We start from the raw sequence: 20597 nt of genomic DNA, 5'->3' as shown, positions 1-20597 counted from the left end.
ATTGTAAGCCCCACGGCCATTCACCGCACCTTTACGGATTCAGCTTCAGGCGTATGGTCGCCGGGAGCCGTGAAGGGTTCAGCGCGGGGGGCACTGGAAGGCCAGGAAACGCTGGCTGCCCTCGGCCGGCTGGCCCACGGCCTGGACGGCATTGGCGCTGGCGCTGTGGGCCTCGTTGCGGGCCAGGGTCTCCAGTTCTTCCTGCACGCGCAACGGGTTGCGGTTGTAGAGGCCGACCTTGCTCTTGACGGTGACCACCACCTCGCCCTTGTTGATGCAGCCCGACGCGACCGGCCCAGCCGGCAGCACGCGTACGGCCTTGCCCTGCGGTTCGATCGGCACCCAGGTGCAGGCGGTGGCGCTGAGGGTCAGGGCGGAAAGCAGCAGAAGGCGCATGGCGGGGATGCTCGTGAAGGTCATGAGGGGGATTCTGCCTGAACGGGCTGAATCGCGGGTGCACAGGTTCCCGAGGGCCGGCCAACGGCCGGCGCTACCGAGGGTTGGGCCTTTGGATGCAAACGCCGGTCGCAACCTTCCGACCGACGTTTACACCCACCGAAGCCGCCCGTCAGGCGTCCGGTTACTTGACCGGCTTCCCATCCGCATCGATCACGGTGACCTCGCCCAGGTTCAGCGCGCGCACCGGTGCTTCGGTCTGCTTGAGGTCACCCACCACCACCCAGGTCAGGGTCTTCGGGTCCAGCGTGGCGGCCGCCTGCTGGACCTGCGCCGGGGTCAGTGCCTCGATCTCGGCCTTGCGCTTGAACACGTAGTCGTCCGGGCGCTGGTAACGCACGATGCCGCTGATGGTGCCCAGCACGGCATTGGCGGTCTCGTAGGCGCCCGGCAGGCTCAGGTTCTGGATGTTGCGGATCCGGGTGACCTCGGCCGGGGTGACCGCTTCGGCACCGGAGGCGAAGTCGGCGATCTCCTTCTGCATCTCCTTCATCGCCTCGCCGGTCTTGTCGATCTGCACCGGCGCAACCGCCATCCACGGGCGCTGGCCGAGGGTGCTGCTGGCCATGGTGCGGGCACCGTAGGACCAGTGCTTCTCCTCACGCAGGTTCATGTTGAGGCGCGAGGTGAAGTCGCCGCCCAGCACGCCGTTGGCGATGTCGAAGCGGGTGGCGCCCGGATCCATGGTGGAGGGCACCACCTGGCCCGCGAACAGGTTGGCCTGCACCGCACCCGGCTGGTCGATCAGGTACACGCGGGCCTTGGCCGGGCGCGCGACGTCGACCGGTGCCTTGACCTGCGGCGCGGCGGTGGTGCTCTTCCAGTCGCCGAACTGGCGCTCCAGCAGCGGCACGATTTCCTTCAGGGTGGTGTCGCCCACCACGATCAGGGTGCCCTGCTCCGGACGCAGCCAGTCGCGGTGGAAGTCGACCAGGTCCGCACGGGTGAGCGACTCGATGTCGGCTTCCTTGCCGCTGCCGGTGAACGGAATGGCATAGGGATGGCCCGCGCCGTACAGCAGGGTGGGCAGAACGCGCATTGCCGCGGCGTTGGGGTTGACCTTCTCCTGCTGGATGCCCGCGATCCAGGTCGCCTTGACCCGGTCGATCTCGGCCTGGTCGAAGCGCGGCTGGCGCAGCATGTCGGCATACAACGCCAGCGACGGCGCCAGGTTTTCCTTCAGCGCGGACAGATACACGCTGGTGCTGTCCAGCGTGGCCGAGGCGCCCATGGTGGCGCCCAGCGCGTCGGCGGCATCGGCGAACGGCAGCGCGCCCAGCTTGCCGGCGCCTTCGCCCATCAGGTCCATGGTGAAGTTGGCGGTGCCGGACTTGCGGCCCTGGTCGGCGGTGAAGCCCCCCGGGAATTCATAGCTGAACTGCACCACGGGAATGTCGTGGCGTTCGGCCAGGATGACCTGGGTGCCGTTCTTCAGCGTGGCGCGGTGCAGCTGCGGGAACTTCAGGTCCGGGAAGGTCTTGGTCTGCGGCACGCCGGCACTGCGGTCGACCACGGTCGGGCCGGTGCTGAACTTCGGGTCCACGGCCGGCACGGTGAACGGCTTGGGGGTGGCCGACGGCAGTTCCGGCAGCGCCACGCGGGCGCCCGGCTCCACCACCAGGGTGTGGTCGCCCACGCCCAGCCACTTGGCGCCCACGGCGCGCACGTCGGCGGCGGTGGATGCATCGATGGTGGCCAGCGAGCGGCGGAAGCAGCCGGGGTCACCTTCGAACACGGCGCATTCGGCCAGCGCATCGGCCTTGCCGCCGAAGCCGCCGATGCGCTCGATGCCACGGATGAAGCCGGCACGGAACGCGGTCTTGCCGCGGCTCAGCTCGTCGGCGGTGGGGCCGTCCTTGACCAGGCGGCGCACTTCCTCGTCGATGATCGCCTCGACCTTGGCCGGGTCCACACCCTGCTTGACGGTGGCCATGATCACGAAGTTGGAGCCCAGCTGCGAGCTGTAGGCACCGGCACTGATGTTGTCCACCAGCTTGTCCTGGTGCAGCAGGCGCTGGTCCAGGCGCGAGGACTTGGCCCCACCCAGCACCTGCGCGAACAGCTGCAGCTGGTCGAGGTCGGTGGTGCCGGTCTGGGCGACGTTCCAGGCGCGGTAGATGCGTGCCTGCGGCACCTTGTCGGTCATGGTTTCGCGCGTGGACTTCTCCCGCTTGGCCACGTCGACCTTGGGCTGGGCCATGCTCGGGCCGGCCGGGATGTCGCCGAAGTAGCGGGCGACCTTTTCCTTGGCGGTGGCCACGTCGATGTCGCCGGCCAGCACCAGCACCGCATTGTTCGGGCCGTACCAGGTGCGGAACCAGTTCTTGACGTCCTCCAGCGAGGCCGCGTTGAGGTCGTTCATCGAGCCGATCACACTGTGGTGATACGGGTGGCCTTCCGGGTACATGGAGCGGGTGAGCTTGTCCCACACCTGGCCATAGGGCTGGTTCTCGCCCTGGCGCTTTTCGTTCTGCACCACGCCGCGCTGTTCGTCGAGCGCGGCCTGGTCGATCGCGCCGAGCAGGTGGCCCATGCGGTCGGACTCCATCCACAGCGCCATGTCGAGCGCGGTGGTGGGCACGTTTTCGAAGTAGTTGGTGCGGTCGGTGTTGGTGGTGCCGTTCTGGCCGGTCACGCCCACCTGCTTGAAGGGTTCGAAATACTCACCGGCGTGGTTCTCGCTGCCCTGGAACATGAGGTGTTCGAACAGGTGCGCGAAGCCGGTGCGGCCGGCCGGTTCGTCCTTGCTGCCCACGTGGTACCAGATGTTCACCGCCACGATCGGCGCCTTGCGGTCGGTGTGCACCACCACGCGCAGGCCGTTGGGGAGAGTGAACTCCTCGAAGGGAATGTCGACCTTGGCCACCTGGGCCGGCTTGGCCATGACCGGTGCCGGGGCAAGGGTGCCCAGCGCGGCGGAGAGCGCTACAGCCAGCAGCGCGGCACGCGGTCGAAGTTGGACGGTCATTCCGGTTCCTTGGTCATGAAAGTGAAGGCAGATGCTAGCCCGTGACCCCGGGGAATGGCATCCGCCAACAGTCATTGCTGGTGTAGGGGAACTTTCCGGGCCGTTCGCAACCCGTCGGCGGCGTCATGGCCGCCGGCTGAATCGCCATGCGGACGGCTGCCCGCCGCCGGATCGGACAGGTGTCCGGACAGCGGACACTCCGAAAACCCTGAAAAACCCTTGTAAATCAACGGGAAAAAGTTGGCACGCGACGTGCTTGGTACTGGGTGTGAAAGAAAGACGATCAAACGCATCATGACTGATCGCTGAACAACAACCGAAATCTGCAGATTCCGCTTGCATCCCCAGATTCGGTGTACTACCTTACTACCACACCACCGCTCACCAACACTAAACAGGCCCCGTCATGAACACCAAGACCATCGCAATCGCCATCGCCCTCGCCGCCGGCACCGCGTTTGTTTCGAACGTGCATGCCGCTTCCACCATTACCACCCTGGACACCGTGCAGGTCCGCCCGTCGGCCGACCAGATCGCCCAGGCCAACGTCGAACGCACCAGCAGCATCCCGACCCTGGCCCTGGTGGAAGTCCGCCCGACCGCCGGCCAGATCGCCGAATACCGCAACGAACTGGCTGACAGCCGCCGCGTGACCACCCTGGCCGCCGTCGAAGTCCGCCCGACCGCCGAACAGCGCGACGCCCTGGCTGCCGAGCAGAACGACCGTCGCACGGACTACATGGGTGCCCTGGCCTCGGCCGCCGGCACGCTGGCCCGCGACGTGATCATCAACCTGCCGACCCTGCAGGTGCGCCCGTCGCCGAACGACCTGCAGGCGCTGGCACTGGAAACCGCGTCGGTGTTGGTGCGTCCGTAAGAGCGGCTGAGGAATACCGACTAACAGTCGGTATCTACCGCCGGTTCCTGCCACGTTTCGCGTCGGCGTACACTTTGCCGATGACTGCAAACCCCACGTTCCATGTTGTGTTGTTCCAGCCGGAGATTCCTCCGAATACCGGCAATGTGATCCGCCTCTGCGCCAATACCGGCGCGCGACTGCACCTGATCGAGCCGCTCGGTTTTGACCTGAGCGACAAGCAGCTCAAGCGCGCCGGCCTGGATTACCACGAATACGCACGGCTGCAGGTGCATCCAGACCTGGACACCGCCCTGCAGGTGATTGCTCCCAAGCGCCTGTTCGCCCTGAGTACCCGCGGCAGCGTGCGCTATGACACCCAGCAGTTCGAAGACGGCGATGCATTCCTCTTCGGCCCGGAAACCCGCGGCCTGCCCCAGGACGTGCTCGACGCGCTGCCGCACGGCCGCCGCCTGCGCCTGCCGATGCAGCCGGACAACCGCAGCCTCAACCTGTCCAATACCGTCGCCGTGGTGATGTACGAGGCCTGGCGCCAATCGGGTTTTGCCGGCGGCGCGTAATGCCACCCCTGCCGGTAGCGCACGACCGTTGGTCGTGCGTCCCGTCAGAACGCGTTGATGCCCGTCAGCTCGCGCCCGATCACCAACTGGTGCACGGTCTCCGTGCCCTCGTAGGTGATCACCGATTCCAGGTTCAGCGCATGCCGGATCGCCACGTGTTCGGTGGTGATGCCGGCGCCGCCGAGCAGGTCGCGGCATTCGCGCGCGATATCGATCGCCATGCGGCAGTTGTTCCACTTGGCAAGGCTGACCTGCTGCGGCTGCAGCTGGCCGGCATCCTTCAGCCGCCCCAACTGCAATGACAGCAGCTGCGCGGTGGTGATGCGCCGGGCCATGTCGGCGAGCTTGATCTGCGCACTCTGCGTGGCGGCGACCGGGCGCCCGAACAGCACGCGTTCCTTGGTGTAGTTCAACGCCTCGTCCAGGCAGGCCACGGCCGCGCCGATCGGACCCCAGCTGATCCCGTAGCGGGCCTGGTTGAGGCAGCCCAGCGGACCCTTAAGGCCCTGCACGTTGGGCAGGCGGTTGCGCTCGGGCACGCGCACGTTGTCGAAGAACAGCGCGCCGGTCAGCGAAGCGCGCAGGCTCATCTTGTGCTTGATTTCCTGCGTGGTGAACCCCGCCATGCCCTTCTCCAGCACGAAGCCCTGGATGCCGTCTTCGGTGTGCGCCCAGACGATGGCGATGTCGGCCACCGGCCCGCTGGTGATCCACATCTTGCTGCCGTTGACCACCCAATCGCCGCCGTCGCGGACCGCGCGCGTCTTCATTGCCGCCGGGTCCGAACCGCCGTGTGCTTCGGTCAGGCCGAAGCAGCCGATCACCCGGCCGGCCGCCATGTCGGGCAGCCAGCGCTGGCGCTGCTCCTCGCTGCCGTAGGCGAAGATGGGGTACATGCACAGCGAGCTCTGCACCGACACGAAGCTGCGCAGACCGGAATCGCCACGCTCCAGCTCCTGGCAGATCAACCCGTAACTGACCGCGTTGAGCCCACCGCCGCCGTACTGCTCGGGCAGGCTGGAGCCGAGCAGGCCCAGTTCGGCGATTTCGGGAATCAGCTCGTCCGGGAACCGGCCCTGGTCGAAGGCATCGCCGATGATCGGCAGCACGCGTTCGTCGGTGAAGCGCGCCACCGTGGCCTGCACTGCGCGCTCCTCTTCGGTGAGCAGCGAGCGGACATCGAACAGATCGTACGGATTGAGGGCCATGGGCAGGAACATCGCGGGGCGGCAGCAGGGCCCCCATTGTGATGCCTGCCCCCGGGCCGGCCAAGGCACGCCGCAGCACGCCGGTACAATGGCGACCTTTCGTCGCACAGGTCTTCGATCATGCAGATCCGCAGCGAGCGTCCCGGTGACGCCGACGCCATCCATGCGCTCACCCGTGCGGCGTTTGAAGACGCGCCGCACAGCAGCCACACCGAGCAGTACATCGTGGATGCGCTGCGCGCGGCCGGTGCGTTGACGGTGTCGCTGGTGGCCGAAGACGGCGATGGCATCGTGGGGCATGTGGCGTTGTCGCCCGTGCGGCTCAGCGATGGCAGCCTGGGCTGGTATGGGCTGGGGCCGATTTCGGTGGCGCCGGGGCAGCAGGGGCAGGGGGTGGGCAGTGCGCTGATGCGGGCTGCGATCGAGGCGCTGCAGGCGCGTGGGGCCGCTGGTTGTGTGGTGTTGGGGGATCCGGGGTATTACGGGCGGTTTGGGTTTCAGGCCGATTCGAGGCTGCGGCTGGCCGGGGTGCCGGCGGAGTATTTCCAGGCGCTGCTGCTGCAGGGCGCGTGGCCGGATGCGGAGGTGGAGTACCACGCGGCGTTTGAGGCTACGGGTTGACGGAGGCATCGCGCGGGCCGACCAACGGCCGGCGCTGCCGGTTGCCGGCCAGATCCATGGGAGGGTCGGGTTCGCGCCGGATCCAGGAACGGTAGCGCCGGCCGTTGACCGGCCCACGTGGTGTCGGCGACACCCGTACGATGGACGCCCGCGCTGGATTGATGCAATGCACCATGCGTTGCCAAACGTCGGCGAACTAGGCGGAAACGGCGCGTGCCGGTACCCTGATGGCTTGATCCAGCAGTTGCGCAGTGCTCTGTCGCGCGCGATTCCCAGGCAACCGCCGCCCGCTTCGGCCGGGTTGGCACTACCCACGAGTTACGCATCACCATGAGCGAAGAGACCACTGCCCTGCCCCCGCGTGAAGCCATGGAATTCGACGTGGTCATCGTCGGCGCCGGCCCCGCAGGCCTTGCCACCGCGATCCGCCTGCGCCAGCGCGCCATCGAGGCCGGCCAGGAGCTGTCGGTATGCGTGCTGGAGAAGGGCTCCGAACCCGGCGCCCACATCCTGTCCGGCGCGATCATGGACACCCGCGCGCTGACCGAACTCTTCCCGGACTGGGCCGAGCGCGGCGCGCCGCTGAAGCAGAAGGTCACCCGCGACGAGTTCCTGTTCCTCAGCCCCGAGGGCGCGCGCAGCACGCCGCATGCGCTGCTGCCGGAGTGCTTCCACAACGAAGGCAACTACATCATCAGCCTGGGCGAGGTCACCCGCTGGCTGGCGCAGCAGGCCGAGGCGCTGGAAGTGTCCATCTTCCCGGGCTTTGCCGCCGCCGAAGTGCTGTATGACGACGCCGGCGCGGTGATGGGCGTGGCCACCGGCGACATGGGCATCCGCAAGGACGGCGCGCACGGGCCGAACTTCGAGCGCGGCATGGAGCTGCATGCCAAGTACACGATCTTCGCCGAAGGCTCGCGGGGCCATCTCGGCCGCCAGCTGATCGCGCGTTACCAGCTGGATGCGGGCAAGGACCCGCAGGCCTACGGGATCGGCATCAAGGAACTGTGGCAGATCGACCCGGCCAAACATGAGCCGGGCCTGGTGGTGCATACCGCCGGCTGGCCGCTGGACAGCGACACCTACGGCGGTTCGTTCCTGTACCACGCCGACGGCGGCAAGATCGCGGTGGGCTTCGTGGTCGGGCTGGATTACCGCAACCCGTGGATGAGCCCGTTCGAGGAGTTCCAGCGCTTCAAGACCCACCCGTCGATCCGCAAGCACCTGGAAGGTGGCAAGCGCATCGCGTACGGCGCCCGTGCGATCACCGCCGGTGGCCTGCTGTCGCTGCCCAAGACCGTGTTCCCCGGCGGTGCGCTGGTCGGTTGCGAGGCCGGCTACCTCAACGCGAGCCGCATCAAGGGCAGCCACGCCGCGATCAAGACCGGCATGCTGGCCGCCGACGCCGCCTTCGATGCACTCGCCGCAGGCCGCCAGCGTGACGAACTCAGCGCCTACCCCGCCGCGTTCGACAGCAGCTGGCTGCACGACGAGCTGAAGCAGTCCAAGAACTTCAAGCAGTGGTTCAAGAAGGGCCGCACCGTCGCCACGCTGATGACCGGCATCGAACAGTGGCTGCTGCCCAAGCTGGGCATCCGCAACCCGCCGTGGACGCTGCGCCACAGCAAGGCCGACCACGAGTGCCTGGAACCGGCCGCGCAGCACACGAAGATCGTGTACCCCAAGCCGGACAACGTGCTCACCTTCGACCGCCTCAGTTCGGTATTCCTGAGCAGCACCAACCACGAAGAAGACCAGCCCAGCCACCTGACGCTGAAGGATGCCAGCGTGCCGGTGCGGATCAATCTGGCCGAATACGCGGGTCCGGAAGCGCGCTACTGCCCGGCCGGCGTGTACGAATTCGTGGGCACCGAAGGCCACGAACAGCTGCAGATCAATGCGCAGAACTGTGTGCACTGCAAGACCTGCGATATCAAGGACCCCACCCAGAACATCGTGTGGGTGACCCCGCAGGGCGGCGGCGGCCCGAACTATCCGGCGATGTAATGCGTGGCGCCTGCGGCGTCCGGTCGCAGGCGCAGCGCGGCATCGGCACACGTGGTGGTGGCTATCATCGCGGGCCGCCTGCCGAGACTGTCGTGATGCCCCTGCCGCGCCGTTGCATGCCCCTGTTTTGCTGCCTGCTGCTGATCGCATGCGCGCGTGCGCCGCAGACGCCGGAGCAGCAGCGGCAGCAGGAACAGCAGCGCGCCTTTGCGATCTGCGCCGGCTGCCACACGGTCAATGCCGGTGGCGTGCACCGCTTCGGCCCGAATCTGCACGGCGTGTTCGGCCGGCGTGCCGGCAGCGTGCGCGGCTACCCCTACTCGCCGGCGATGCAGCGCGCTGACCTGGTCTGGACCGAGCAGACCCTGGATGCGTTCCTGCGCTCACCCTCGGCGGTGGTGCCCGGCTCACGCATGGTCAACGCCACGGCGGACCCGGAACGCCGGCGCAACGTCATCGCGTACCTGCGCGAACACGGTTACGCATCCAGCGAATCCAGGTAACCCTGCAACGCGTGTTCGAACGCGGTGATGTCGGCCGCGCTCGCCGCGGTGCCCTGCGCCTGGATCTGCTGCATCAGCGCGCGCGCCTGCGCGGCCAGCGTTTCCGCGCCCAGTGTGCCCAGGCCGCCGACGATGCGATGCAGGACCTCCACGGCCGTATTGCTGTCGCCCTGCTCGCGCGCCTCCAGCCCACGACGCAGGTCCTCCGTGGTGGCCTGGCGCATGCTGTCGATGAGTACCCCGGCCACGTGCTCGGAACCGAACCGGCGCACGATCGCCGCGCGTGTCGGCGCCGCTGCCGGCACATTGGCATCCACGCTGGGGGCGCTGGCGACGAACGGATCATCGTCCGCATCGTCCGACGGCAACCAGCGGCGCAGTGCCTGGCGCAACGTCGCCAGGGCCACCGGTTTGGCCAGCAGATCATCCATGCCGGCCTCGCGGCAGCGCTGCCGGTCTTCGGCCAGGGCGCTGGCCGTGAGGGCCAGCACCGGCAGCCGTTTCCCGCTACCGCGTTCGCTCTCCCGGATGCGGCGCGTCAACGTGTAGCCATCCATCACCGGCATGCGGCAATCGGTGATGACCAGGTCGAACGTCGATGCCTGCAGCAGCGCCAACGCGGCCTCGCCATCCACCGCAAGCTCATGCTGCAGCCCCAGCTGCTGCAGCCGCCAGCGCATCAGCGCCTGGTTGGTGGGATGGTCTTCCACCACCAGCACGCGGCGGCGCGCCTGTCCGGGGGGCAGCGGTGCCACCTCGGTACCGGGCCGCTGCTCATCCTGTTCGGCCTCTTCGCCCGGCACCCGCGGCAGGGTCAGCAGCACCGACACCCGCGTGCCTTCGCCCGGCACGCTGTGCATGTCCAGCCGGCCCCGCATCAGCCCGACCAGCCGCTGGCAGATGCTCAGGCCGAGCCCGGTGCCGCCGTAGTGGCGGGTGATCGCCACATCGGCCTGCGCGAACGGCTTGAACAGGCGCTCGCGCTGCTCGGGCGAAATACCGATGCCGGTATCGGTGACGGTCAGGCGCAGGGTTTGCGCCACCTCGTCGTCGCGGTCCACGCCCAGCGTGATGCCGACCGCGCCGCTGTTGGTGAACTTGATGGCGTTGCTGAGCAGGTTGAACACGATCTGGCGCAGGCGCATGCCGTCGACCAGATGCTGCGGAGCCACGGCCGGTTCGACATCCAGGCTGAGCGCCAGGCCCTTGCTCGACGCCTGCGGCGAGAGCAGCTGCTGCACGTTGTCGAGCAGGCTGCGCAGCGCCACCGGCTGTGGCTCCAGCGGCAGGGCGCCGGCTTCGATGCGCGAGTAGTCCAGGATGTCATCCAGGATCTGCCGCAGCATCTGCGCCGAGTCCTCGATGACGCCGATGATGCGCCGCTGCTCGCCGTCGAGGCCGGTGTGCGACAACGCCTCGACCATGCCCAGCACACCGCTCATCGGGGTGCGTATCTCATGACTCATGGTGGCCAGGAAATTCGACTTCGCGGCGGTGGCGCGCTCGGCATCGGATTTGGCGGCATCCAGCGCATCGGCCTGCGCGCGCGCCTCGGTCACATCCACCCAGTAGCCGCTCCACATCACCGCACCGTCGGCGGCGGCATACGGCAGCGCGCGCGAACGCACCCAGCGCACCACGCCGTGCGGGCTGGTGCGGAATTCCATGTCCAGCGCCGAAAAGTCGCGGGCCGCCGTTGCCATCGCGCGGCTCACGGTGTCACGGTCGCGGGGATCGATCTGCTCGGCCAGCCGGGTCTGGTCGGCCATCACCTCCGACGCGCTGACCCCGAACATGGTCTGCAGGTCGCCGGTGATGTACGGGAAGGTGATGCGGCCATCACTGTCGCGTCTGGCCTGGTAGACAATCGCCGGCAGGTTGTCGGTGACTTCCACCAGACGCTGCTCCAGCCGTCGTCGCATGCCGACCTCGCGGCGCAGCCGCCAATAGCCCCAGCCATGCACCACGATGCCGGTGAGCAGCACCAGCGACAGCGGCACCGCCCAGCGCGCGACCGAGCGCCAGTCCAGCCCGCTGCGGTACTCGGCCAGCAGCCAGTCACCGCGGATCGCCGTGTGCTCGCGCTGGCTGAGATTGGCCAGCACGCGGTCGAACGTGGTCGCCAACGGTGCGTATTGACGCTTCACGGCCAGCGACAACTGGTCGCTGAAACCGGCCGGCGCGGCGACATGCAGCTTGGCCGGGTACAGCTCGCGCACGACCCGGTCGACCATCGCCAGGTTGCCGACATACGCGTCGGCATCGCCATTGGCCGGCCGCGCCAGGGCCTGCTCCACCCCACGCGCGGGCACGATGCGCGCCCGCGGCGCGTACTGCAGCACGTAGCCCCGCAGGCGCTCGGGATCGGAAAGCAGGATGCTGCGCCCGTCCAGATCGCCCAGGCCCAGCACCGAACGGCTGTTGCTGGGGGTGACGATGACGTTGGGCACGCTGATGAATGGCTGGCTGAAAACCCAGTCATCGCCCAGGTAGTGGGCATCGTTGGGCATGCCCATCACCACGTCGACATCACCGCGGCGCATCTGCTCGCGCACCTCGAACCAGTCATGTGCGGGCACGCGGTTCAGCTGCGCGCCCACCATGCGCAGTTGGCGAAGATAGTCCCCGGCCACGCCGCTGGGTTCGCCGGACGCATCGATGAACGACAGCGGCGCACCATGGGGCGCGTACCCCATGCGCAGCGGCGTGGCCAGGACGCGGCGTTCGGCCTCGCTCAGGATCAGGCGCGACTGCGCCGACCACTGCAGCGGCGGCAGCCAGCGCTTGTTCACGGCTTCGCGCTGCGCGGTGGTCAGCGTGGCCAGCGCGCTGTCCAGCGCTTCGGCCAGCGGCTGGCGCGCGTTGGGCACGCCAAAGTGCAGCCGTTCGGGCGGCAGGTCGCTGGGTCGCAGCAGGGCGATGCCGTTCATGCGCTCCTGGCGGATGAGGGTACTGGCGACATGCGCGTTGCCGATGTAGATGTCGGCTTTGTCCTCGGCCACCATCGCCAGCGCCGCACGGGTATTGGCCGCCATGACCTGGCGGGCGGCGGGGAACCGCGCGCGCACCTGGCCGCTGGTCAGAAACTCCTGCTCGGTGACCACGCGCAGCCCGACCAGATCGGGGTCGGCCGAGGGGCGGTTGTCGCCCACCCGCCCGACCAGGGCCAGCGGCGCATCGGCATAGGCGCCGGTGTACACCATGCAGCGCGTGCGGTCGGGGGTGAGCGTGATGTTCATCACTACATCGACCTCGCCCCGGCAGGCCGCATCGAGCACATCGGCCCAATCGCGATACATGCGAACCTTGACCTGCACGCCAAGTTGGCGCGTAAGCAGCATCAAATAGTCGTAACCGAGCCCATCCGGTCGACCGTTGTGCATGAATTCGAAGGGTGGCCAGCCGCTGTCGTACAGGCCCAGTAAGATGGTAGGGTTCCGCTCGATCCACTCGGTTTGGCGCGGCGACAACGAGGGCGCAGGTGCAGGCGACGCGATGGCCGAGGTGACCAGCGTGATCACCAGCCCCAATGCGACCAGCCAGCGGACAACGGAGGTACGCATGCTGTCTGATCTCCCTGGAATGAACCGCCCACCGCAGCGTGCCCGCAAGGGCCGCTGCCTCACAGGCAATACTAGTCCATGACCCTGCGCATAATCATCGCCGACGACCATCCGGTGGTCCTCATCGGCACCAAAGCCGTGATCGAAACCAGCGGCGTGGGCCAGGTGGTGGCCCAGGCAAGCAGCGCCGACGAGCTTCTGAAGGCATTGGCCGAGAATCCGTGTGATGTGCTGGTGACGGACTACTCGATGCCGGGCAGCCAACAGGCTGACGGTTTCGCCATGGTTGGCATGATCCGGCGACGTTTTCCCGACCTTCCCGTGCTGATGCTCAGCGTCTCCAACAACCTGGCCATCCTGCGCATGGTGGTCTCCACCGGCGTGCTGGGGCTGGTCGACAAGGCATCGTCGATGGACGAGTTGCCGCTGGCGATCCATACCGTGTATCGCGGGCAACCGTACATCAGCCGCACATTGAAGGACCGCATTGACGCGATCGGCACGCAAGGGGTGGACGAAGATCGTGCCCGGCAGCTGTCACCCAAGGAAGTAGAGGTGCTGCGCCTGCTCGGCGGCGGCATGCAGGTGAAAGAGATCGCCCGGTATCTGCACAAGAGCGTCAGCACCATCAGCCGGCAGAAGGGCGATGCAATGCTCAAGCTGGGCCTCAAGGGCGACGCCGAACTGTTCGACTACCTGCGTGACGGCCATCTTTGAACGACCACCGCGTACAAGGCCTCGACAACGATGAGGTTGCCGCAGACTGGCCGGCCATCGATGACGGTGAGCTGGCCTGGCTGCGCGAACACCATGTAGCGCTGGACGGCGACTGCCGGGTGCTGTGGCACAGCCCGCGGCCGTTCTCGGCGGCGGCGCTGGTCGCCTGCGGGCCGCGGCGCTGCTTCGTCAAACGGCACGCCATGCAGGTGCGCTCGGCGCGCGTGCTGGAAGAGGAGCATCGTTTCATCGCCCACCTGGCCGGCGCCGGCCTGCCGGTGGTGCAGGTATTGCCTGCCCGCTCGGGTGCGACCGCGCTCGAACACGACGGCTGGACCTACGAGGTCCATGCCGAAGGCGCGGGCGCGGATCTGTACCGCGATTCCCCGTCGTGGACGCCGCTTGCCGACACCGCGCAGGCACGCACGGCCGGCGCGATGCTGGCCCGCCTGCACCGTGCCGCGGCCGACTATCACGCGCCGCAGCGCGGCACCCACCTGCTGGTGGCGCGCGACGAGCTGATCCGCGCGGCCGACCCGGTGGCGGCGCTGCGCCAGCAGCTGCCCGAACGCCCCGGCCTGGCCGCTTACCTGTTGCACCAGCCGTGGGAACAGGACCTGCAGCGCGCGGTACTGCCGTGGCACCGCGCGCTGGCTGGGCGCCTGCAGGCCGAGCCGGTGCTGTGGGGCCACAACGACTGGCATGCGTCCAACCTGCTGTGGAACGGCCGCGGCCCGGACGCCAGCATCGCGACGATCTTCGACTTCGGCCTGGCCTCGCCGGCCAGCGCGCTGTTCGATCTGGCCACGGCCATCGAGCGCAACGCCATCGCCTGGCTGGCGGATGACGCGGACGGCCCGGTCGCCCACCCGGACATCGCCCTGGCCCTGCTCACCGGCTACCGCCAGGAACGGGCGTTGTCGGCAGCCCAGGTGCACCTGCTGGCGGACCTGCTGCCGGTGGTCCACCTGGATTTCGCGCTCTCCGAAGTGGAGTATTTCCAGGGGGTTACCGGCTCGAGCGGCAATGCCGACGTGGCTTACCACACCTTCCTGCTGGGCCATGCGGACTGGTTTGCCGGCCCGCGCGGCCGGGCCCTGCTGGACGGCCTGCACGCCGCCGCCTGACATCCAGGCTCGCCACGGCCGCCGTTTGGTGGGAAAATGACCGCTGAAGCGGGGGTGCCTGGCGTTGCCAGGCTGAGAGAGTCCCTTGGAACCTGATCCGGTTTGCACCGGCGTAGGGAGCTTTGAGCAGCGAGCGCACCGCCCTTCCGGCCTGGTGCGCGCGTGCGCCTTCGCTTCGTCTCCTTTGGCTGATGACGACTCGAATGAACCGCTGCTACCGCCTCACGCTCCTGACCGCCGCCCTCTGCGCCGCGCTGCCGCTCCATGCCAGTGAGGCCGATGCCGGCACGGGCGAGCGTTCGCCTACCGACCTGGCCGGTGTCCGCGTGCAGGCACGCAAGCCCGCCGCGGCCCTTCCGCCGTCCAGCAGCTTTGGCAGCGCCGACTGGAAGAACACGCCGGCCTCGGTGAACGTGCTCGACGCCGCCGTGCTCGACCGCCTGCAGGTGCGCACGCTGTCGGAACTGGCCCGCCACGATGCGTCGCTGGGCGACAGCTACGCGCCGGTCGGCTATTACCAGAACATCGCCATTCGCGGCTTCGCGCTGGACCCGGCCACCGGCTACCGCTTCAACGGCCTGTCCATCGCCGGCGAACAGCGGCTGGCGCTGGAGAACGTGCAGCAGGTGGAAATCCTCAAGGGCGAGGCCGGCCTGGCCGCAGGCGTGATGGCGCCGGGCGGCATCATCAACTACGTGGGCAAGCGCCCCACCGACATCACCAACGTCACGCTGGCCACCGATTCGGAAGGCTCGCGCTATGCCGCGGTGGACGTGGGCCGCTGGCTCACGCCGCGCTTCGGGCTGCGCTTCAATGCCGCCTGGGATGACAGCGCGTCGTACATCGACCATGCCGACGGCCGCCGCAATTTCTACTCGCTGGCCGCCGACTGGCTGATCGGCGAACACGGCAAGCTGGAAGTGGACGCCAACTACCAGACCAGCGCGCAGCGCTCGGCGTCGGGCTACCAGCTGCTGGGGGGCAGCGCGCTGCCGCGCGGCGTGGACCGCAGCCGCATGCTCGGCCACCAGCCGTGGCAGCAGCCGGTGGGCATCGACAGCACCAACATCACCGCGCTGCATACCTACGATTTCAGCCCGGACTGGCAGTCGCGCGTGTCGCTCGGCCACAGCCGCTCGGTGATCGACGACAACGTCGCCTTCGCCTACGGCTGCTACTACGCCGCCGCCTGCGCCGATGGCAGCACGCCGGGCAATTACTTCGCACCGGATGGCGACTACGACATCTACGATTACCGCAGCCCCGACGACACGCGCCGCAATGACGAGCTGCGCGCCGAGCTGCGCGGGCACTTCGCCACCGGCGCGCTCACGCACGAACTGTCGGTCGGGCTGAGCGCGTTCCACCGCACGGTGGACAAGCGACAGAACGTGAACGAGTACGTCGGCACCGCCAACATCGACGACGCGCAGGTGCCGGTGTTCGATCCCTCGCCGCTGCAGCCGGGCCCGTCGGCACGCCGCCTGGACAGCTGGCAACGCGCGCTGTTCGCGCTGGACCGGATCAGCATCGGCGACGACTGGCAGTGGCTGGCCGGCGGCCGCTACGTGCGCCTGGACGAGCGCGCCTACGACAAGCGCGGCACGCCGGAACGGCACAGCCGCATGTCGCAGTTCCTGCCGCAGACGGCACTGGTGTGGAAGGCCACCGACCAGCTCAACGTCTACGCCAGCTACGTGGAAGGCCTGTCGCTGGGCCAGGAAGCGCCGTTCTGGACGTCCAACGGCAGCGCCTTCCTGCCCGCCATGCAGTCGCGCCAGCGCGAGGTGGGCGTCAAGTACGCGGCCACCGACGGGCTGATGCTGGGCGCCGCCGTGTTCCGCACCAGCCAGCCGTTCCAGTACGCCAAGCCCGATGACAGCGAGGCCGGCTTCACCTTCGTGCAGGAAGGCACCCAGACCCACACCGGGCTGGAGCTGAGCGGCAACGGGCAGCTCACCGAGCGGCTGGCGCTGACCGCCAGCGCCAGCGTGCTGCAGGCGCGCGCCCGCGATGCCGGCACGGCGTTCTACGACGGCCAGCAGCTGGTGAACGTGCCCAAGGTGCGCGCCGCGGTGCACGTGGACTACGCGCTGCCCTTCGCACCCGGTTTGGACGTGAGCGGCGGCTGGCGCTACGCGTCCTCCAATGCGGCCACGGTGGATGGCAGCGTGAAGGCACCGGCGTATTCGGTGTTCGATGCGGGCCTGCGCTTCCGGCACGCGCTGCGCGAACATCCGGTGACCTGGACGCTCGCGGTGGACAACGTGTTCGACCGCTTCTACTGGCGTGATACCGGCAGCAGCTACGGCGATTACTACCTGTTCGCCGGTGCACCGCGCCAGGCGCGCCTGTCGGTGACGGTCGGGCTATGAACCCGGCCGTGCTCGAATGGTCGGCGGTGGTGGCCAGCCTGCTCGGGGTCTGGCTGATGGCGCGCCGGCGCATGCTGGCCTGGCCGGTAGGCCTGGTGGCGGTGGGGCTGTACGCGGTGGTGTTCATCGAGGCCAGGCTGTACTCGGACACGCTGCTGCAGGTCGCGTTCGGTGGCTTCCTGCTGTACGGCTGGCTCAGCTGGCACCGCCATGCCGAACAGGACGGCGCCATCGTCATCGCGCCGCTGCCGCGCGGCACGCTGCTGCGTGACCTGGCGGTGGGCGTGGTGTTCGGCATCGCGCTGGGCGCGGCCATGCACACCTGGACCAATGCCGCGCTGCCGTGGCTGGACGCGATGCTGGCGGCACTGAGCCTGGTGGCGCAGTGGTGGCAGGCCCGGCGCCATGTCGCTACGTGGTGGCTGTGGATCGTGGTCGACGTGGTGTACGTGGCCATGTACCTGGTCAAGTCACTGGACGTGACCGCCGGGCTGTACCTGGTGTTCGTCGGCATGGCGGTGATGGGGCTGAGGGCATGGACGGCGGCCAGCCATGCAGAGGCTGCACTCAAACCGCGTTAGCCTGCGGGCATGAACCAGACCCCTGAACTGCTGCGCCGCCTGCTGCGGGCCAAGGACCGGATGGACCGCGCCCCGCACGAGGCGTGGCCGATCGCGCGGCTGGCCGAGGTCAGCGCGGTCTCCGAGGCCTACTTCGCGCGCCAGTTCCGCCAGGCGTTCGGCCTGCCACCGCACCGCTACCTGCTCACCCGGCGGATCGAACGTGCGGTGGCGCTGTGCCGCGACACCGAGCTGCCCATCACCGAGATCGCGCTGCAGACCGGCTGGAGCAGCCTGGGCACGTTCGGGCGGATCTTCCGCGACATCACCGGGCAGAGCCCGGGCGAGCTGCGCGCCAGCCTGTCGCCCGGGGCCAATGCGCAGGCCCCGGAGTGCATCGCCCGCGCGGCGGGCCGCCCGGACCTCAAGACCTCAGTTTCGGAGAAGCGGCAGCGGTCGGGTCGGGAGTAAAAAGGACGCTCACACAGCGGAGGTCATATGAACCAGGGCATTGAAGTAGTGGGTGTGTACGTGCGCGACCAGCAGGAAGCGCTGGATTTCTACGTGGGCAAGCTCGGCTTCGTCGTGCACAGCGACGTGGGCAACGGCGACTACCGCTGGCTGACCGTGCAGCACCCGCAGCAACCCGGCTTCCAGCTGGGCCTGTTCCGCCCCGGCCCGCCGGTCCACGACGCCGCGACCGCGCAGGCGCTGAATGCGCTGGTGGCCAAGGGCGCGATGCCGCCGCTGGTGCTCACCGTGGACGACTGCCGCGCCACCCATGAACGGCTGAGCGCGGCGGGCGTGGAATTCATGCAGGAACCGGTGGAGCGCTACGGCACGGTGGACGCCGGCTTCCGCGATCCTTCCGGCAATGGCTGGAAGCTGATCGAACGCGCCGCCGCGGCGGTGGCGTAGTTTTTCAGTCCAGCAGGAAGCGCATCGCCCCGGTGCCGAGCGCCGGGTCGGTACTGCCCGGCCGGCCGTCTTCGATGCGGCCGGCCAAGCGCTGCATCCCGCCGGGTTGCAGCACCTCAAGGTCGTACCAGCCTGCCGTGGGCGCGGCGTTCCAGCGGATCTCCAGCGCCTGCCCCGGCGCCAACTGCAACTCCCGTTGCGGCATGCGGCCCGCGTAGACGGCGGCGCGCAGCGTGACCGCCTGCGCGGTGTTCGTGGTGTTGTTCAACTGCAGCTTCAGCTGCTCACCCTCCCCGCTCACCGACGCCTGCACTGGTGCAGCTGCGTCGGCGTCGCCACGGAACTGGCGGTGGAAGCCGTTCGGCCCCAGCAACCACAGGTCGTAGCCTTCCCCTGCGTGTATCGGCCACTGGTCCTGCAGGGGCGCACCGGGCGCCACGGTGTAGCGGCGCGGAATCGCCTCCAGGCGCAGGCGGTCGTAGACATGCAGTACCGCCGCCGCGCCTTCGCAGCCCAATGTCAGCTGCACGGTGGTGGTGTCGGCACCCGGCGCGATCTCCGCCTGTGGGCGGTACGGCAAGGCGCGCGCCGGGCGCACGCCGGGTTCCTGCTGGGCGGGCACCAGGTCCACCGGCAGCTGCGGCACCGTGCGCCCGGGTAGCGCCGCCGCGCGGGCGGCCACCGCCGCCGTTGCGGGCAGCGAGGCCAGGAACGGGCGCGCATCGGACGCGGTGAAATCGAAGGCACCGGTGAGGTCACCGCACACGGCGCGCCGCCACGGCGAGAGCTCGGGCGCGGCCACGCCGAAGCGGCGTTCGATCAGGCGGATCACGGAGGTGTGGTCATACACCTGCGAATCCACCCAGCCGCCGCGGCTCCACGGCGAGATCACGTACAGCGGCACGCGTGGGCCGAGTCCGTACGGACGGCCGCGCAGGTCGAGCGGATCGGCCTTCTCGTTGCCCGGCGACGGATGCTGGTGATACTCGCCGTCGGTGGACACTGCCGACGCGCCGGCCCAACCGCTGCGTGACGTTGTGTCGGCCGATGGCGGTGCCGGCGGCGGTACGTGATCGAAGAACCCATCGTTCTCGTCGAACATCAGCAGCAGCGCGGTGCGGCTCCAGACCTCCGGGTCGGCGGTCAGCGCGTCCAGTACGCGTGCGGTATACGCCGCGCCCTGCGCGGGGCTGGACGGCCCGGGATGTTCGCTGCCGGCGGCATCGGCAATGATGAAGCTCACCTGCGGCAGCTGCCCCTTGAGCACATCCTCGCGCAGCTGCACCAGGCCGCGCGTGCTGACGCCGCGCTCGCGCAGGGCGGCGTCATGGCCCGGGGCGCCCCGCCATGCCTGCCGGAACGACTCGAAGCCGGCCAGCGGGTTGTCGGTGAAGTTGTCGGCCATGTCCTGGTAGATCCGCCAGTCGATGCCCGCGCGCTGCAGGCGTTCGACATAGGTGGTCCAGGTGTAGGAATCCGGATTGCCGCCCAGTTCCGGGAAATTGTCGTGCGAGTTGGCCACGGCCGGGCCGCCGCCGCGTGCGTGCGGATCGTTGTGCCCGGTCCACAGGAACAGCCGGTTCGGGTTGGTGCCCGCCTGCATCGCGCAGTGGTAGGCATCGCACACGGTGAAGGCGTCGGCCAGCGCGAACTGGAACGGCATGTCGTCGCGGCGGAAGTAGCCCATCGCGTGGTCCTGCTTGGCCGCCGGCCAGTGCGCCATGCGCCCGTGGTCCCACGCACGCTGCGCGTCGGGCCAGGTGTGCGGGGTACCTTCCACGCGCATGTAGCCGAAGTGCGCGGCGGTATCCAGCGGGAACGGCGCGATGCCGTGGGTGCCGGCGGCGTTCGGCTGCAGCCACACGTTGCGGCGTGGCTGGCCGGCCGCCAGCGGCGCGGCCGGCACCACGAAGCGGTCGCCGAAGCCGCGCACGCCGGGCAGCGTGCCGAAGTAGTGGTCGAAGGAGCGGTTCTCCTGCATGAACACCACGATGTGCTGCACGTCCTCCAGGCTGCGGCTGCGCGCGTACGGCGCGATCGCCGCCGCCCGCGCGATGCTCGGCATCAGGGCCGCCAGGCCACCGGCCAGCCCGGCCTGCAGCAGCCGGCGGCGGCCGCTGTCGGTCACGGGCGGGCG

General features: G+C 68.7%; 16 protein-coding genes and 1 riboswitch. Of the genes, 11 read left to right on the top strand and 5 right to left on the bottom strand.

Features of this window, described 5'->3' with window-relative positions; translation table 11 throughout:
* Positions 1-78: 78 nt before the first annotated feature.
* Together ACREPD_RS08385 and ACREPD_RS08380 are read right to left on the bottom strand one after the other, a co-directional pair.
* Entirely contained in the window at positions 79-396 is a 318-nt protein-coding gene (locus tag ACREPD_RS08385; RefSeq protein ID WP_431598886.1) for a DUF4156 domain-containing protein, read from the bottom strand.
* A 184-nt stretch (positions 397-580) separates the two neighbouring features.
* Positions 581-3424 carry a M16 family metallopeptidase gene (locus ACREPD_RS08380; RefSeq protein ID WP_431598885.1) on the bottom strand — a complete coding sequence of 948 codons (2844 nt, stop codon included), beginning with the start codon at positions 3422-3424 and terminating at the stop codon, positions 581-583.
* Between the two features lie 406 nt (positions 3425-3830).
* Between ACREPD_RS08380 and ACREPD_RS08375 the strand changes: the two genes are divergently transcribed.
* The gene (locus tag ACREPD_RS08375; RefSeq protein ID WP_431598884.1) at positions 3831-4301 is read left to right on the top strand and encodes a hypothetical protein; all 471 of its coding nucleotides are present in this window, start codon (positions 3831-3833) and stop codon (positions 4299-4301) included.
* Between the two features lie 80 nt (positions 4302-4381).
* Positions 4382-4861 (top strand): tRNA (uridine(34)/cytosine(34)/5-carboxymethylaminomethyluridine(34)-2'-O)-methyltransferase TrmL, encoded by a 480-nt coding sequence (trmL, locus tag ACREPD_RS08370; RefSeq protein ID WP_095362500.1) that lies wholly within the window; start codon positions 4382-4384, stop codon positions 4859-4861.
* Positions 4862-4905: 44 nt separating this feature from the next.
* Here trmL and ACREPD_RS08365 read toward each other — a convergent pair whose 3' ends face one another.
* Entirely contained in the window at positions 4906-6069 is a 1164-nt protein-coding gene (locus tag ACREPD_RS08365) for an acyl-CoA dehydrogenase family protein (protein WP_431598883.1), read from the bottom strand.
* Positions 6070-6189: 120 nt separating this feature from the next.
* Here ACREPD_RS08365 and ACREPD_RS08360 point away from each other — a divergent pair, with 120 nt between their 5' ends.
* The 3 genes from ACREPD_RS08360 (at position 6190) to ACREPD_RS08350 (ending at position 9200) form a co-directional block, all read left to right on the top strand.
* Positions 6190-6690, top strand: coding sequence for a GNAT family N-acetyltransferase (locus ACREPD_RS08360; protein WP_431598882.1), 501 nt, complete (start codon positions 6190-6192; stop codon positions 6688-6690).
* Positions 6691-7020: 330 nt separating this feature from the next.
* Positions 7021-8697 carry an electron transfer flavoprotein-ubiquinone oxidoreductase gene (locus tag ACREPD_RS08355; protein ID WP_431598881.1) on the top strand — a complete coding sequence of 559 codons (1677 nt, stop codon included), beginning with the start codon at positions 7021-7023 and terminating at the stop codon, positions 8695-8697.
* Between the two features lie 116 nt (positions 8698-8813).
* A complete protein-coding gene (locus ACREPD_RS08350; RefSeq protein ID WP_431598880.1) occupies positions 8814-9200 on the top strand; it encodes a c-type cytochrome in 387 nt (128 codons plus the stop codon).
* Here the strand turns inward: ACREPD_RS08350 and ACREPD_RS08345 are convergent.
* Positions 9176-12763 carry an ATP-binding protein gene (locus tag ACREPD_RS08345; RefSeq protein ID WP_431598879.1) on the bottom strand — a complete coding sequence of 1196 codons (3588 nt, stop codon included), beginning with the start codon at positions 12761-12763 and terminating at the stop codon, positions 9176-9178. The genes ACREPD_RS08350 and ACREPD_RS08345 overlap by 25 nt on opposite strands.
* Before the next feature lie 78 nt (positions 12764-12841).
* Between ACREPD_RS08345 and ACREPD_RS08340 the strand changes: the two genes are divergently transcribed.
* The 6 genes from ACREPD_RS08340 (at position 12842) to ACREPD_RS08315 (ending at position 18460) form a co-directional block, all read left to right on the top strand.
* Positions 12842-13480 (top strand): response regulator, encoded by a 639-nt coding sequence (locus tag ACREPD_RS08340; RefSeq protein WP_431598878.1) that lies wholly within the window; start codon positions 12842-12844, stop codon positions 13478-13480.
* A complete protein-coding gene (locus ACREPD_RS08335) occupies positions 13477-14607 on the top strand; it encodes a phosphotransferase enzyme family protein (protein WP_431598877.1) in 1131 nt (376 codons plus the stop codon). Before ACREPD_RS08340 ends, ACREPD_RS08335 begins: the two co-directional genes overlap by 4 nt.
* A 40-nt stretch (positions 14608-14647) precedes the next feature.
* A riboswitch (TPP riboswitch) is annotated at positions 14648-14743 on the top strand.
* A 67-nt stretch (positions 14744-14810) separates the two neighbouring features.
* A complete protein-coding gene (locus ACREPD_RS08330; protein ID WP_431598876.1) occupies positions 14811-16982 on the top strand; it encodes a TonB-dependent receptor in 2172 nt (723 codons plus the stop codon).
* Complete coding sequence (gene pnuC / locus ACREPD_RS08325) at positions 16979-17563, top strand: nicotinamide riboside transporter PnuC (protein WP_431598875.1); 585 nt, start codon at positions 16979-16981, stop codon at positions 17561-17563. The genes ACREPD_RS08330 and pnuC overlap by 4 nt, the downstream gene beginning before the upstream one ends.
* A 9-nt stretch (positions 17564-17572) precedes the next feature.
* Entirely contained in the window at positions 17573-18013 is a 441-nt protein-coding gene (locus ACREPD_RS08320; RefSeq protein ID WP_431598874.1) for a helix-turn-helix transcriptional regulator, read from the top strand.
* A gap of 27 nt (positions 18014-18040) precedes the next feature.
* The gene (locus tag ACREPD_RS08315) at positions 18041-18460 is read left to right on the top strand and encodes a VOC family protein (protein ID WP_431598873.1); all 420 of its coding nucleotides are present in this window, start codon (positions 18041-18043) and stop codon (positions 18458-18460) included.
* 4 nt (positions 18461-18464) lie between these two features.
* On the opposite strand, the gene ACREPD_RS08310 is transcribed toward ACREPD_RS08315, so the two are convergent.
* Positions 18465-20588 (bottom strand): phosphocholine-specific phospholipase C, encoded by a 2124-nt coding sequence (locus tag ACREPD_RS08310; protein WP_431598888.1) that lies wholly within the window; start codon positions 20586-20588, stop codon positions 18465-18467.
* Positions 20589-20597 lie beyond the last annotated feature (9 nt).

This window comes from Stenotrophomonas sp. (assembly GCF_050737075.1).
In the GTDB taxonomy this organism is placed as follows: Bacteria; Pseudomonadota; Gammaproteobacteria; order Xanthomonadales; family Xanthomonadaceae; genus Stenotrophomonas.
Note: the sequence above shows the minus strand (reverse complement) of the source record. Positions and strands in the feature narration are given on the sequence as shown.

Bases quoted from the DNA above. Each gene is read 5' to 3' on its own strand.
- ACREPD_RS08385 (WP_431598886.1), bottom strand. From the start codon at position 396: ATGCGCCTTCTGCTGCTTTCCGCCCTGACCCTCAGCGCCACCGCCTGC.
- ACREPD_RS08380 (WP_431598885.1), bottom strand. From the start codon at position 3,424: ATGACCGTCCAACTTCGACCGCGTGCCGCGCTGCTGGCTGTAGCGCTC.
- ACREPD_RS08375 (WP_431598884.1), top strand. From the start codon at position 3,831: ATGAACACCAAGACCATCGCAATCGCCATCGCCCTCGCCGCCGGCACC.
- trmL (WP_095362500.1), top strand. From the start codon at position 4,382: ATGACTGCAAACCCCACGTTCCATGTTGTGTTGTTCCAGCCGGAGATT.
- ACREPD_RS08365 (WP_431598883.1), bottom strand. From the start codon at position 6,069: ATGGCCCTCAATCCGTACGATCTGTTCGATGTCCGCTCGCTGCTCACC.
- ACREPD_RS08360 (WP_431598882.1), top strand. From the start codon at position 6,190: ATGCAGATCCGCAGCGAGCGTCCCGGTGACGCCGACGCCATCCATGCG.
- ACREPD_RS08355 (WP_431598881.1), top strand. From the start codon at position 7,021: ATGAGCGAAGAGACCACTGCCCTGCCCCCGCGTGAAGCCATGGAATTC.
- ACREPD_RS08350 (WP_431598880.1), top strand. From the start codon at position 8,814: ATGCCCCTGTTTTGCTGCCTGCTGCTGATCGCATGCGCGCGTGCGCCG.
- ACREPD_RS08345 (WP_431598879.1), bottom strand. From the start codon at position 12,763: ATGCGTACCTCCGTTGTCCGCTGGCTGGTCGCATTGGGGCTGGTGATC.
- ACREPD_RS08340 (WP_431598878.1), top strand. From the start codon at position 12,842: ATGACCCTGCGCATAATCATCGCCGACGACCATCCGGTGGTCCTCATC.
- ACREPD_RS08330 (WP_431598876.1), top strand. From the start codon at position 14,811: ATGAACCGCTGCTACCGCCTCACGCTCCTGACCGCCGCCCTCTGCGCC.
- pnuC (WP_431598875.1), top strand. From the start codon at position 16,979: ATGAACCCGGCCGTGCTCGAATGGTCGGCGGTGGTGGCCAGCCTGCTC.
- ACREPD_RS08320 (WP_431598874.1), top strand. From the start codon at position 17,573: ATGAACCAGACCCCTGAACTGCTGCGCCGCCTGCTGCGGGCCAAGGAC.
- ACREPD_RS08315 (WP_431598873.1), top strand. From the start codon at position 18,041: ATGAACCAGGGCATTGAAGTAGTGGGTGTGTACGTGCGCGACCAGCAG.